Annotated in this window: 13 protein-coding genes and 1 tRNA gene; 9 read left to right on the top strand and 5 right to left on the bottom strand. The window is 61.8% G+C overall.

Annotated features, from left to right (window positions below):
- Positions 1-3: 3 nt before the first annotated feature.
- From ACUJB0_RS00500 to hpnD, 3 genes are all read right to left on the bottom strand, one after another.
- Complete coding sequence (locus ACUJB0_RS00500; RefSeq protein ID WP_161082730.1) at positions 4-141, bottom strand: hypothetical protein; 138 nt, start codon at positions 139-141, stop codon at positions 4-6.
- 116 nt (positions 142-257) lie between these two features.
- Complete coding sequence (gene hpnE, locus ACUJB0_RS00505) at positions 258-1,664, bottom strand: hydroxysqualene dehydroxylase HpnE (RefSeq protein WP_444843481.1); 1,407 nt, start codon at positions 1,662-1,664, stop codon at positions 258-260.
- Complete coding sequence (hpnD, locus tag ACUJB0_RS00510) at positions 1,657-2,490, bottom strand: presqualene diphosphate synthase HpnD (protein WP_444843482.1); 834 nt, start codon at positions 2,488-2,490, stop codon at positions 1,657-1,659. The genes hpnE and hpnD overlap by 8 nt, the downstream gene beginning before the upstream one ends.
- Before the next feature lie 147 nt (positions 2,491-2,637).
- Between hpnD and ACUJB0_RS00515 the strand changes: the two genes are divergently transcribed.
- The 3 genes from ACUJB0_RS00515 to ACUJB0_RS00525 are packed head-to-tail and all read left to right on the top strand — an operon-like array spanning position 2,638 to position 3,863.
- Positions 2,638-3,072, top strand: a complete 435-nt coding sequence (locus ACUJB0_RS00515) for a VOC family protein (protein ID WP_444843483.1) — start codon at positions 2,638-2,640, stop codon at positions 3,070-3,072.
- Positions 3,069-3,479 (top strand): VOC family protein, encoded by a 411-nt coding sequence (locus ACUJB0_RS00520; RefSeq protein WP_444843484.1) that lies wholly within the window; start codon positions 3,069-3,071, stop codon positions 3,477-3,479. The genes ACUJB0_RS00515 and ACUJB0_RS00520 overlap by 4 nt, the downstream gene beginning before the upstream one ends.
- Positions 3,480-3,536: 57 nt before the next feature.
- A complete protein-coding gene (locus ACUJB0_RS00525) occupies positions 3,537-3,863 on the top strand; it encodes a hypothetical protein (RefSeq protein ID WP_444843485.1) in 327 nt (108 codons plus the stop codon).
- Here ACUJB0_RS00525 and ACUJB0_RS00530 read toward each other — a convergent pair.
- Both ACUJB0_RS00530 and hpnC read right to left on the bottom strand, forming a co-directional pair.
- Entirely contained in the window at positions 3,852-4,016 is a 165-nt protein-coding gene (locus ACUJB0_RS00530) for a hypothetical protein (protein WP_444843486.1), read from the bottom strand. The two genes, ACUJB0_RS00525 and ACUJB0_RS00530, sit on opposite strands and share 12 nt — an antisense overlap.
- A gap of 134 nt (positions 4,017-4,150) precedes the next feature.
- A complete protein-coding gene (hpnC, locus tag ACUJB0_RS00535) occupies positions 4,151-4,993 on the bottom strand; it encodes a squalene synthase HpnC (RefSeq protein ID WP_444843487.1) in 843 nt (280 codons plus the stop codon).
- A gap of 115 nt (positions 4,994-5,108) precedes the next feature.
- Here hpnC and ACUJB0_RS00540 point away from each other — a divergent pair, with 115 nt between their 5' ends.
- The 6 genes from ACUJB0_RS00540 (at position 5,109) to clpX (ending at position 13,118) form a co-directional block, all read left to right on the top strand.
- Positions 5,109-6,287, top strand: a complete 1,179-nt coding sequence (locus ACUJB0_RS00540; RefSeq protein ID WP_444843488.1) for an efflux RND transporter periplasmic adaptor subunit — start codon at positions 5,109-5,111, stop codon at positions 6,285-6,287.
- Complete coding sequence (locus tag ACUJB0_RS00545; RefSeq protein WP_444843489.1) at positions 6,284-9,373, top strand: efflux RND transporter permease subunit; 3,090 nt, start codon at positions 6,284-6,286, stop codon at positions 9,371-9,373. Before ACUJB0_RS00540 ends, ACUJB0_RS00545 begins: the two co-directional genes overlap by 4 nt.
- A 162-nt stretch (positions 9,374-9,535) precedes the next feature.
- Positions 9,536-9,622, top strand: a tRNA-Leu gene (locus ACUJB0_RS00550).
- A 32-nt stretch (positions 9,623-9,654) separates the two neighbouring features.
- Positions 9,655-10,995: a trigger factor gene (gene tig / locus ACUJB0_RS00555; protein ID WP_444843490.1), complete on the top strand. Its 1,341-nt coding sequence runs from the start codon at positions 9,655-9,657 to the stop codon at positions 10,993-10,995.
- Between the two features lie 74 nt (positions 10,996-11,069).
- A complete protein-coding gene (gene clpP, locus ACUJB0_RS00560) occupies positions 11,070-11,687 on the top strand; it encodes an ATP-dependent Clp endopeptidase proteolytic subunit ClpP (protein ID WP_020703301.1) in 618 nt (205 codons plus the stop codon).
- 162 nt (positions 11,688-11,849) lie between these two features.
- Positions 11,850-13,118, top strand: coding sequence for an ATP-dependent Clp protease ATP-binding subunit ClpX (gene clpX, locus ACUJB0_RS00565; RefSeq protein ID WP_008448338.1), 1,269 nt, complete (start codon positions 11,850-11,852; stop codon positions 13,116-13,118).
- Positions 13,119-13,378 lie beyond the last annotated feature (260 nt).

Here is a 13,378-nt window from a genome sequence, read left to right on the forward strand (position 1 = left end):
ATATCAAATACCTAATGTTGCGCTGTTGTGTGCCATGGCCATCGCGCTGCTTGCCACCGGTGCGGTCTGCACGATGGCCACCGTGCTGGCCGCGACGAAGGCGATCAAGGCAAGGGTTTTGAGGCTGAGGGCGATGTTCATGTTGATTCCAATGTTGGTCTTTTGTCGATGATGCTACTGTACGCAAGCGCCCGGCCAGGCGCCATCGGCATGAGACAGGCTGCATAAATAGCGGGGCAGACGACCAAAACCGGGGACTAGATGGTGGCCCCCTTGAGCAGCGCGGCGGCGGCGACGCCGCTGCGGACGGCCGATTCCAGCGTGGCCGGGTAGTCGCCGGCGGTGTAGTCGCCGGCGATGACCAGGCCGGGCAAGCCGCTGTCGTTGGCCGGGCGGGGCAGGCCGGGCGCGCAGGCGTAGGTGGCGCGCTTCTCGGTGATGACCTTGAACCACTTCGGCCGGCCCAGCTCCGGGCGCTGGAACACCGCCGCCAGCTGGACCGCCACCGCCTCGGCCAGCAGATCCTGGCTTTGGGCGGCGGCGCTGCCGGAGGCGCTGATGACCACCGCCAGCAGGCCGGACTGGCCGGCGTCGAGCTGGCCGCGGTCGAACACGAACTGGCCCCATTGATGGTTATCCGGGTCGTCCAGCAGCGCGAAGAAGGGCAGTTCCAGCCGGGTCGCGGCGTCGTATTGCAGGTAGCAGGTGGTGATGGCTTCCGGCTCGAACGCGGTCAGCTGGCTGCACAGGGCGGAGGTATCGCAGTCCGGTATGCCGTGCAGCAGCGTGGCGGCCTGGCTGGCGCCGGTGGCCAGCACCACGCCGCTGAAATAGGTGCTCCAGTTGCCGCCCACGGCGGCGCCGCTGATGTCGAGCTGCCACAGGCGGCCTTCGATGGAGCGCAGCGCCTGCACCTTGGCGCCGGTGCGCACCGAGCCGCCGTGCGCCTCGACGTAGGCCGCCGCCGCCTCGGGCAGCAGGGCGGACAGGTCGGCGCGCGGCAGCAGCATGTCCGAGGCGCTGCGCTTGGCGCCCAGGCTGTCGCGCAGCACGTTGAGGAAGACCTGGGCCGAGGCGCGTTCCGGCGGCGTGTTCAGCGCGGCCAGGCAGAGCGGGCGCCACATCAGCTGAATCAGGCGCGGGGTCTGATCGAAGCGTTCCAGCAGCTCCACCACGCTGCAATCTGTGTGCAGGGTCCAGCCCATCCACCGCGCGGTGGTGGAGAAGCGCGCCAGGCTGAGTTTATCGGCGCGGTCCAGTCCCTTGGCGCGCAGCAGCGCCAGCGCCAGGTGCAGCGGCGCGGGCAGGCGCGGCGCGACGAAATCCATGCCGCCGCTGCCGGCCGGGTAGCGCATCTGCAGAGGAAGGGACAGCAAGGCCTGCTCGCGGTCCACGCCGGTCAGCTTCATCAGCCGCAGCGTTTCGCTGTAGGCGCCCAGCAGGATGTGCTGGCCGTTGTCCAGGTGGCGGTGGTCGGTTTCGATGCGGCGCGCGCGGCCGCCCAATGTGCGCGCGGCCTCCAGCTGCGTGACCTTGTAGCCGGCGCGCGCCAGCTCGACCGCCGCCGCGCAACCGGCCCAGCCGCCGCCGATCACCGCGACCGCGCGCGAAGTCAGCCCCGGTTCGACTTTGCCGGTGCGCTGGTCGACGCCTTCGTTAGCCACGAATGTAGGTCTTCCACGCCAGCCAGAGCTTGCGGATCGGCGTCAGCGAAATGCGTTGCGTGAGCACGTGGAAGCCGTCGGCCTGCACTTCGTCGAGCAGCGTGCGGTAGATGGCGGACATCATCAGGCCGGGGCGCTGGGCGCGCCGGTCCTCCTTCGGCAGCAGCGCGAAGGCTTCGTCGTAGACCTTCTGCGCGCGCGCGGCCTGGAAGGCCATCAGCTTTTCGAAGTTCTCGCTGTGGCGGGCGTTGAGCAGGTCGGCGGCGGTGACGTTGAACTGCTGCAGCTCGTTGATCGGCAGGTAGATGCGGCCCTTGCGCGCGTCCTCGCCGACGTCGCGGATGATGTTGGTCAGCTGGAAGGCGTGGCCCAGTTTTTCCGCGTACAGCAGCGTTTCGGGCTTGGTCGCGCCGAAGATGCTGGCCGACAGGATGCCCACCACGCTGGCCACGTGCCAGCAGTACTTGGTCAGCGCCGCGTAGTCGAGGTAGCGGGTCTGGTTCAGGTCCATCTCCATGCCGTCGATGATGGCCTGCAGGTGCTGTTGTTGCAGATTGTAGGCGCTCAGGTGCGGCTGCAGCGCCTGCGTGACGGGGTGGGTCTGCTGGCCTTCATACATGTTGGCGATTTCCTTGCGCCACCAGGCCAGCTTGATGCGGGCGATCGATTCGTCGGTGCACTCGTCGACGGTGTCATCCACTTCGCGGCAAAACGCATACAGGGCGGTGATTGCGCGGCGACGCTCCTGCGGCAGGAACAGGAAGCTGTAGTAGAAACTGGAGCCGCTCTGGGCGGTCTTTTGCTGGCAGTATTCGTCGGGAGACATGGATAAAAAAGCAAGGATGACATCGAAGCCGCTATTCTATAGGTTAAGTGTAACAATGTGGGCCTCTGTCGGCACGGCGGGCATGGATTGGAGTACAGTTCAAAGTTCTCAATTAAACAAGATTGTTCACTAGCCAAGGGGAACTCCATGGATGCCACCGGCCGGCCTGAAGGCTGCAACACCGTCACACCAAACTGCATCGTCAGCAATGTGGCCGAGGCGGTCGCGTATTACCAGAAGGTGTTCGGCGCGGAGGAATTGTTGCGCCTGCATACGCCTGATGGCAAAGTAGTGCATTGCGAGCTGAAGCTAGGCGATTCGCGCATCAACTTGGGCGAATCCATGGAGGGCTGGCCGGAGCAGCCGTTGCTGGCGCAGATCTACGTGCCGGATGCCGATGCCACCGTGGCGCTGGCGATCGAGTGCGGCGCGAAGGCGCTGAGCCCGGTCGGCGATATGTTCTTCGGCACGCGCGAGGGGCGGGTGATGGATCCATTTGGCAATACCTGGACCATCGCCACGCATCAGAAACAGGTCTCCGGCGCGGAAATGCAGCGCCTTTTGAATGAGATGTATGCATGATACAAATACGTGAAATCGATCACCTGGTGCTGCGCGTCGTCGAACTGGCGCGGATGATGGACTTTTACTGCGGCGCGCTCGGCTGCACGGTCGAGCGCAGGCAGGATGAAATCGGCCTGGTGCAATTGCGCGCCGGCAGCAGCCTGATCGACCTGGTGCCGGTGGATGGCAAGCTGGGCCGCGTGGGCGGGGCGGCGCCGGGCGCCGAAGGGCGCAATATGGACCATTTCTGCCTGCGGGTGGAGCCCTTCGACGAGCCGGCCATCCGCGCGCATCTGCTGGCGCACGGGGTGACGGCTGGGCAAGTGGAATCGCGCTACGGCGCGGAAGGAGAGGGGCCGTCCATCTATCTGACCGACCCGGAGGGCAATGTTGTTGAGTTGAAAGGTGCACCCAATCAACTGTGACGACGGGTTTTTATCTTCGGGGATACAATATGTTACGTTTCCCTGGAGATGCCACGTATGTATCAGCAGTTTGCCGCCGCCATATTGCTTATTCCACTGTTGTGGGGCTGCGGCCGCGCGCCAGCCGCGGCCGATGTTCCAATGAAATCCGCTACTTATTACGAAAATCACCTGCAGGAGGCCGCGCTGGTGGCTAGCCGTTGTCACGTGCTTAATGAACAGCAACAGCGCAAGCTCAGCGGGCGCGACTATCAGGAATGGCGCATTTCAAACGAATGGGCCAATTGTCATACCGCGATATCGGTGACGGACGCGGCCGCGTTGCGCGATTCGCTGCTCAAACCGCCGGCGTCGCACGGGGCGAACACGGCGCTATCGCCGTAGGCTGCCTGCGCGGCGGCGGCCAGGCGGGTCGGACAGCACCCGCACGATGACGCTGAATGGAATGTTCCTGCGCACTAAAAATTCCGACGCGAACGCCCGTCCACGGCTTTGCAGCAGGTTGACGCCCAATTCCACCACTTTCGATGTTTCCAAATCCGGTCGCGACGACCGATCTTCCGTAATCATAATGCCACCTCTCCATTTTCTGGCAAGGTAGCATAGGGAAGGAACATTGTGCAGCGGAAACGATCTAATCGTGCTCGGCTATCTTTTGCGGCAGAGTCGCGTCAAGCGGCCTTGAAAACCGCCTTCATTTGCTTCTTCATGCGCACCGCCGCCCAGAAGATGCCCAGCCAGTCGCGCTTGGTGAGCTTGGGGCGGTGCAGGAAAACGTCGTATTCGGCCGCCTCGATCGCGTCCAGGATGCGCAGGCCGCCTTGCACCACCATGCGCAGCTCGAAACCTATGCGTCCGTTCAGGCGCAGGGCCAGTGGGGCGCCGCTCAGCATCAGCGCACGGGCGCGGTCCACTTCAAACTTCATCATGGAGCGCCAGCGGGGGCGGGCGCTGGCGTGGTCGAGCGCCGCCGGCGAGATCGCGTAGCGGCTCAGATCCTCCAATGGGATGTAGATACGTTCCTTATGGATGTCGATCGCCACATCTTGCAGGAAGTTGATCAGCTGTAACGCGGTGCAGATGGCGTCGGAATCGCGGATATTTTCCTCGTCGGCCTGGCCGTACAGGTGCAGCATCAGGAAGCCGACCGGATTGGCAGAGCGGGCGCAATAGTCCAGCAGCGCATCGTAGGTGGCGTAGCGGCTCACCAACACGTCTTGCTTGAAGGCCGACAGCAGGTCGAACAGCGGCTTGAGCGGCAGCTCGTACTGGCGCACCACCTGCGCCAGCCGCTCGAACATCGGATCGTGCGGGGTGGCGCCGGCCTCGATCTGGGTCAGCGCGGCTTCGTAGGCGTTCAGCGCGGCAAGCCGCTGCTCGGGCGCGGCGTCCCCTTCGTCGGCCAGGTCGTCGGCGCTGCGGGCAAAGGCATAGATCGCTTCCACCGCCGGCCGCAAGCGGCTCGGCAGTAGAAAAGATGCAACAGGGAAATTCTCGTAGTGATCTACCGGCATAAAACTGGCCCAAAAGCAAAAAATAAAGTTAATGACGCGAAAGTCATTTGCAAACACACGAGGTCGGCATATAATAAATTAACGGAAAGTCATTAATTTCCGAGCCGTAATAGTAGTGCCATCTACACTCCAGAGCAAGCTAAAGGAATACACCGTGGTCGCCTTTGAAAAACAGCGTCAGATTTCACCCCTCCTTATTACCGTGCTGGCGGCCGCCGTGCTGGCCGGTTGCTCCAAGCCCGCCGAGAAAACCGAAGACATCCGCCCCGTGCGCGCCATGGTGCTGGCCAGCAGCGACATCGACGTCAACGCCGAGTTTTCCGGCGAGGTGCGCGCCCGCGTGGAATCGCGGCTGGGCTTCCGCGTCGGCGGCAAGATCGTCAGCCGCAAGGTCGATGTCGGTACGCTGGTCAAGCACGGCCAAGTGCTGATGCAGCTGGACCCGCAGGACTTGCAGCTGTCGCAGGCCCAGGCGCTGGCCGGCCTGCGCGCCGCCGAGACCAACCGCGACCTGGCCAAGGCCGAGCTAAAGCGTTATCAGGAACTGCGCAACAAGAACTTCGTCAGCCAGGCCGTGCTGGACGCCAAGGATTCCACCTACAAGGCAGCGCAAGCCAATGTGGACGCCACGCAGGCTGCCTATCGCGGGCAGTCCAACCAGGCGGCCTATGCCAGTCTAGTGTCCGATGTTGACGGCGTTGTGACAGCGGTGGATGCCGAAGTCGGCCAGGTGGTGCAGCCGGGCACGCCCGTGGTGCGCGTGGCCAAGCAGGGCGAGAAGGAGATCGTCATCGGCCTGCCGGAAGACAAGGTCGAGACCCTGCGCCGCGTGCCGGACGTGCAGGTGCGCCTGTGGGCCGACCCAAGCAACGTGGTGGCGGGCAAGATCCGCGAGATCTCACCGGTGGCCGATCCGTCGACCCGCACCTACACCGTCAAGGTGGTGATTCCGGACTCGCTGTCCGAAGCCAAGCTGGGCATGACTGCCGTGGTGCAGTTCGCCTCCAAGACGGCCAAGCCGCAGATCAAGGTGCCGTTGACGGCGCTGTACTATGAAAAATCCGCTTCGTCGGTGTGGGTGGTGGAGGGCGGCGTCGTCAAGCTGGTGCCGGTCACCATTGACGGCGCGGCCGGCAACGAGATCGTGCTGGCGGGCGGCGTCAAGCCGGGCCAGACGGTGGTGACGGCGGGCGTCAACCTGCTCAAGCCGGGCCAGAAGGTCAAGATCCTCGGTAACGATCTGCCGGCCGCCGCGCCTGCTGTTGCGCCTGCGGTCGCGGAGACCGTCAAATGAAGGGGGGCTTCAACCTTTCACGCTGGGCGCTTGAACACATCCCGCTGACGCGCTACCTGATCGCCGTGCTGCTGATAGGCGGCATGCTGAGCTATTCCAACCTCGGCCAGGACGAGGATCCGCCATTCACCTTCCGCGCGATGGTGGTGCGGGCCAACTGGCCGGGCGCGACCTCGCTGCAGATGGCCGAGCAGGTCACCGACAAGCTGGAGAAGAAGCTGCAGGAGACGCCGGACATCGACGAGATCAGCAGCTACTCCAAGCCGGGCGAGACCACCATCATCCTCAAGCTGCGCGAATCGGCGCCGCCCAAGGAAGTGGCGCAGTCCTGGTACCAGGTGCGCAAGAAGATCGGCGACATCCGCGGCACCTTGCCGCCGGGCGTGCAGGGGCCGTTCTTCAACGATGAATTCGGCGATACCTACGGTTCGATCTTCGCGCTGTCCGGCGACGGCTTCACCTATGCCGAGATGAAGGACTATGCCGATTTCGTCCGCCAGCAGCTGCTGGGCGTGCCGCTGGTGTCCAAGGTCGAGCTGTTCGGCGTGCAGGACGAGAAGATCAACATCGAGTTCTCGCACAAGAAGTTCGCGCAACTGGGCATCCCGATCGAGGCCATCGCCAACCAGATCGCCACCCAGAACACGGTGGAGGCGACCGGCGTGCTGGTCACCCCGACCGACAACCTGCAGGTGCGCGTGACCGGCGCGCTCAAGACCGTCAAGGATCTTGAGGAGCTGGAGCTGCGCGCCAACGGCACCACCTTCCGCCTGGGCGACTTCGCCACCGTCAAGCGCGAGTACCAGGACCCGCCCGGCAACAAGATGCGCTTCAACGGCAAGGAAGTGATCGGCTTGGGCGTGTCGATGGAAAAGGGCGGCAACATCATCCAGCTCGGCAAGAGCATGGAGAAGACCGTCGCCGCGATGAAGGCCAAGCTGCCGGTCGGTATCGAGCTGGAGCGCGTGTCGGACCAGCCCGAGGCCGTCAAGGCGTCTGTGGGCGAGTTCGTGCACACGCTGATCGAAGCGGTGCTGATCGTGCTGGCCGTCAGCTTCGTCGCGCTGGGCATGCACAGCAAGCCCAAGCTGCGGCTGGACGTGCGTCCTGGCCTGGTGGTGGCGCTGACCATTCCGCTGGTGCTGTCGGTGACCTTCCTGTTCATGCGCATGCTCGACATCGACCTGCACAAGATCTCGCTGGGCGCGCTGATCATCGCACTGGGCTTGCTGGTGGACGACGCCATCATCGCCGTCGAAATGATGGTGCGCAAAATGGAGGAGGGCATGTCGCGCTTCGACGCCGCCACCTTCGCCTACACCTCGACCGCGATCCCGATGCTGACCGGCACGCTGATCACGGTGGCGGGCTTCCTGCCGATCGGCCTGGCCAAGTCGGCGGCCGGCGAGTACACGTTCTCGCTGTTCTCGGTCAACGCGCTGGCGCTGGTGATTTCGTGGGTGGTGGCCGTGGTGTTCACGCCGTACATCGGCTACGTGCTGCTGAAGGTGAAGCCGCACGCCGAGGGCGGCAGTGAACATGACCTGTTCGACACGCCGGGCTTCCGCAAGTTCCGCGCGGTGGTCAACTGGTGCGTCGAATATCGCAAGACCACCATCGCGGCCACGCTGCTGATCTTCGCGCTGGGCGTGTACGGCTTCAAGTTCATCGAGAAGCAGTTCTTTCCGGACTCCAGCCGTCCCGAACTGATGGTCGAGCTGTGGACGCCGGAAGGCACCACCTTCAGCGCCAATGAGGCGCAGGTGAAGAAGTTCGAGGCATTCATCCGCAAGCAGGAGGGCGTGGTTAGCGTAACCAGCTACGTCGGCACCGGCAGCCCGCGTTTCTACCTGCCGCTGGACCAGATCTTTCCGCAGACGAACGTGTCGCAGATCGTCGTGCTGCCGAAGGACCTGCATGCGCGCTCGGCGTTGCGCGACAAGATCGTCGACGTCTTCAAGCATGACTTCCCTGAAGTGCGCGGCCGCGTCAAGCTGCTGCCGAACGGGCCGCCGGTGCCGTATCCGGTACAGTTCCGCGTGACCGGCGGCGAAGTGGACAAGGTGCGCGCCATCGCCGACCAGGTGAAGGACATCATGCGCGCCAATCCGAACACGCTGGGCGTCAACGACAACTGGAATGAATCGATCAAGGTGCTGCGCCTCGACCTGGACCAGGACAAGATGCGCGCGCTGGGCGTGACTTCGCAAACCGTGATGCGGGCGGCGAACACCATCCTGTCGGGCACCACCATCGGCCAGTTCCGCGAGGACATCAAGCTGATCGACATCCAGATTCGCCAGCCTATCGAGGAGCGCAACACGATCTCGATCCTGAACGACACCAACATTCCGACCGCCAGCGGCAAGTCGGTGCCGATCAGCCAGCTGGCGCGAGCGCACTTCGTGTGGGAGCCGGGCGTGGTGTGGCGGGAAGGGCGCGAATGGGCGATCACCGTGCAGTCCGACGTGGCCGACAACATCCAGGGCCCGACCGTGTCCGGCCAGATCGAGCCCAAGCTCAAGCAGCTGCGCGACAACCTGCCGGCCGGCTACGCCATCACCGTCAAGGGTGCGGCGGCGGACAGCGGTTCGGCCGAGGCGTCGATCGCGGCCAACCTGCCGCTGGCGATCTTCATCATCTTCACGCTGCTGATGCTGCAGCTGCACAGCTTCTCGCGGGCGCTGCTGGTGTTCCTGACCGGCCCGCTGGGCGTGGCGGGGGCGGCAATGGCCTTGCTGGTGCTGGGCCGTCCGCTGGGCTTTGTGGCCAACCTGGGCATCATCGCGCTGTTCGGCATGATCATCCGTAACTCGGTGATCCTGGTCGACCAGATCGAGCAGGACATCAAGGCCGGCCACGATCCGTGGACCGCGATCGTCGAGTCGGCGGTGCGGCGCTGCCGTCCGATCATCCTGACGGCCGCCGCGGCGGCGCTGGCGATGATTCCGTTGTCGCGCTCGGTATTCTGGGGTCCGATGGCGGTGGCGATTATGGGCGGCCTGATATTGGCCACGGCGCTGACTTTATTATTCTTGCCAGCACTGTATGCGGCATGGTTTAGAGTGAAAAAGCCGGTGAAATAAGGAAAAAACAGCGGAATGTTGGCGACATATTAAAAATCGTCACATTTCGCTGAAAAACCCGTTAGAATACCGCGTTGAAGTTGAAAGCTCCTGCGGACTCCAGCGGGAATAGGGCGACCGTTTTCACTTACGGGTCGCCCTTTGCTTTTGTGCAAACATGCCGCGAGGATGGCGAAATTGGTAGACGCACCAGGTTTAGGTCCTGACGCCAGCAATGGTGTGGGGGTTCGAGTCCCCCTCCTCGCACCAACTGTATTACTATTTTTTTGGACGATTTTTACATGGCAACTGCAGTCGAAACCTTAGGCAAACTCGAACGTCGTATCACGATCTCCTTCCCGCTGACCGAGGTCCGCGCTGAAGTTGAGAAGCGCCTGAAAGTGCAAGCCAAAACGGCTAAGGCACCAGGCTTCCGTCCGGGTAAAGTTCCTCTGAAAATGGTCGCAGCACAATACGGTTATCAGATCGAGACCGAAGTGCTGAACGATAAAGTTGGCCGCGCTTTCAACGACGCCGCCAATGCAGCCGAGCTGCGCGTAGCGGGCTACCCACGCATCGAGCCTAAGGAAGATTCGCCAGCGGGCGTCCTGACCTTCGACGCGACCTTCGAAATCTACCCGGAAGTGGTCGTTGGCGACCTGTCGACCGTGGAAATCGAAACCGTCAAGGCTGACGTGTCGGAAACCGAAATCGACAAAACCATTGAAATCCTGCGCAAACAGCGCGTGCACTTCCACACCAAGGGCGAAGCTGGCGAACACGGCGACGGCGGCGAAGCTGTCGCAGCCAATGGCGACCGCGTGACCGTGGACTTCGTCGGCTCGATCGACGGCGTTGAATTCCCAGGCGGCAAAGCTGAAGACTACGCTTTCGTGCTGGGCGAAGGCCGCATGCTGCCAGAATTCGAAGCCGCCACCGTCGGCCTGAAAGTCGGCGAATCCAAGACCTTCCCACTGGCCTTCCCAGAGGACTACCATGGCAAGGACGTTGCCGGCAAAACCGCATCGTTCACCATCACCCTGAAGAAGCTGGAATGGGCGCACCTGCCGGAAGTCGACGCTGAGTTCGCCAAATCGCTGGGCGTGGCCGATGGCGACGTCGCCAAAATGCGCGAAGACATCAAAGTCAACCTGGAACGCGAAGTTGCCGGCCGTGTCAAAGCCCGCAACAAGGAAGCCGTGATGGAAGCGCTGGTGAAAACCGCGACCCTGGACGTGCCACAAGCCCTGATCGCCCAAGACACCGAGCGCCTGGCCGAAATGACCCGTCAAGACATGGCTCAGCGCGGCATGAACGTCAAGGACATCCCGTTCCCACCAGAACTGTTCGCGGAAAAAGCCGAGCGTCGCGTACGCCTGGGCCTGATCCTGTCGCAACTGGTCGGCGAGAACAAGCTGCAAGCCCAGCCTGAACAGGTCAAAGCGCAAGTCGAAGACTTCGCCCAGAGCTACGAAGACCCACGCGAAGTGCTGAAGTACTACTACAGCGACCGTCGCCGCCTGGCTGAAGTCGAAGCCCTTGTATTGGAAGAAAACGTCGTTAACTACGTCCTGGGCCTGTCGAAAACGTCGTCCAAGGTTGTGGCCTTCGACGAACTGATGGGAAGCAACGCACAAGCGTAATTCAGCACGGGCCGGATGATGTAATATAAAGCTTCCGGCCTATAGCTGCTTCACAAGGAAATGGAATGACTGGTATGAACCGTAACCCGGCGCTGGACACTGAAATGCTCGGCCTGGTGCCGATGGTGGTCGAACAGAGCGGCCGCGGCGAGCGCTCCTATGATATCTACTCGCGCCTGCTGAAGGAGCGCGTGATCTTCATGGTCGGCCCCGTCAACGACCAGATGGCGAACTTGATCGTCGCCCAGTTGCTGTTCCTCGAAAGCGAAAATCCGGACAAGGATATCTCGCTGTACATCAACTCCCCAGGCGGTTCGGTCTCGGCCGGTCTGGCGATCTTCGATACGATGCAGTTCATCAAGCCCGACGTTTCGACGTTGTGCACCGGCATGGCCGCCTCCATGGGCGCCTTCCTGCTGGCGGCCGGTGCCAAGGGCAAGCGCTTCTCGCTGCCGAACTCGCGCATCATGATTCACCAGCCGTCCGGCGGCTCGCAGGGCATGGCTTCGGACATCGAAATCCAGGCCAAGGAAATCCTGTACCTGCGCCACCGTCTGAATTCGATCATGGCTGAACGCACGGGTCAAACCGTGGAGCAGATCGCCAAAGACACGGATCGTGATCGTTTCATGTCGGCGGAAGAGGCGGTAGAGTACGGTTTGATCGACAAAATGTTGTCCAACCGGGCTTGATGCTTCCTTCGCAGCATTGCTAAAAGAACGCCCGGGCGATTAATCGTTCGGGCGTTTCGTTTTTATTTCGGGTAGCATGTAGTCGTCGGCGGACTTTTCCAGACTTCACTTATGCTACCTGGCAAGAGCAACGCCATTCTGTAACCCAAAGAAAACTGCCCCATGTCAGACAAAAAATCCTCCAGCGGCGAAAAATTACTGTACTGCTCGTTTTGCGGCAAGAGCCAGCACGAGGTAAAGAAACTTATCGCCGGCCCATCGGTCTTCATCTGCGACGAGTGCATCGACTTGTGCAATGACATCATTCGCGATGAAACCTCGGCCATCGAGTCGGTCACGGGCGCCAAGTCGGACCTGCCGACCCCGCATGAAATCAAGGACTTGCTGGACCAGTACGTCATTGGCCAGCAAACGGCCAAGCGCATCCTGTCGGTGGCGGTGTACAACCACTACAAGCGCCTCAAGCACCTGGGCAAGAAAGACGACATCGAACTGGCCAAGAGCAACATCTTGCTGGTCGGTCCTACCGGCTCGGGCAAGACCCTGCTGGCCCAGACCCTGGCCCGCATGCTGAACGTGCCATTCGTCATCGCCGACGCCACCACGCTGACCGAAGCGGGCTATGTGGGCGAGGACGTCGAGAATATCATCCAAAAACTGTTGCAAAGCTGCAACTACGATGTTGAGAAAGCGCAACGCGGCATCGTGTACATCGACGAGATCGACAAGATCTCGCGCAAGTCGGACAACCCATCGATCACCCGCGACGTGTCGGGCGAGGGCGTGCAGCAGGCGCTGTTGAAACTGATCGAGGGCACGATGGCGTCGGTGCCACCGCAAGGCGGCCGCAAGCATCCTAACCAGGACTTCGTGCAGATCGACACCACCAACATCATGTTCATTTGCGGCGGCGCGTTTGACGGCCTGGCCAAGGTGATTTCCAACCGTTCGGAAAAATCCGGCATCGGTTTCTCGGCCAGCGTGAAGAGCAAGAAGGAGCGCAGCGCCAGCGACGTGCTGCTGGAAGCGGAACCGGAAGACCTGATCAAGTTCGGCCTGATTCCCGAGCTGGTGGGCCGCCTGCCGGTGGTCGCCACGTTGTCGGAACTGACCGAGGAAGCGCTGATCCAGATCCTGGTCGAGCCGAAGAACGCACTGGTCAAACAGTACGCCAAGCTGCTGGACATGGAAGGCGCCGAGCTGGAAATCCGTCCTGCCGCCCTGCACGCCATCGCCAAGAAGGCGCTGGCCCGCAAGACCGGCGCGCGCGGCCTGCGCTCGATCCTGGAACACGCGCTGCTCGATACGATGTACGAGCTGCCGAACGAAACCAATGTCACCAAAGTGGTCATTGATGAAAACACGATCACCAGCGGCGCCAAACCTTTATTGATCTACCAAGACCAGGCCAAGGCATCTGGTGAGAATTGAATAACTTGTGCACACTAACCCCACTCAGCAGCAAAATTCATTTCGCATCCGTGGGGCAAGGCGGTACAATTTAAATCAATAAAAGAATGCAGGCTTCATTCGGAAAGCCACACGTGACAGCAGCGTTTGTCACGCGTGGCTTTTTTATTTGACGCGTTTTTTTAGAACATGACTAGCTACTTTGAAATTAACCTTTTTTAAAGGGATTATTTCTTGCAGGTCGGTCTTGTGATTCGGCAAAACAGCGCCCACATCATAAT

The sequence above is a fragment of the Duganella caerulea genome (assembly GCF_040362985.1).
GTDB lineage: Bacteria > Pseudomonadota > Gammaproteobacteria > Burkholderiales > Burkholderiaceae_D > Rugamonas > Rugamonas vulcania.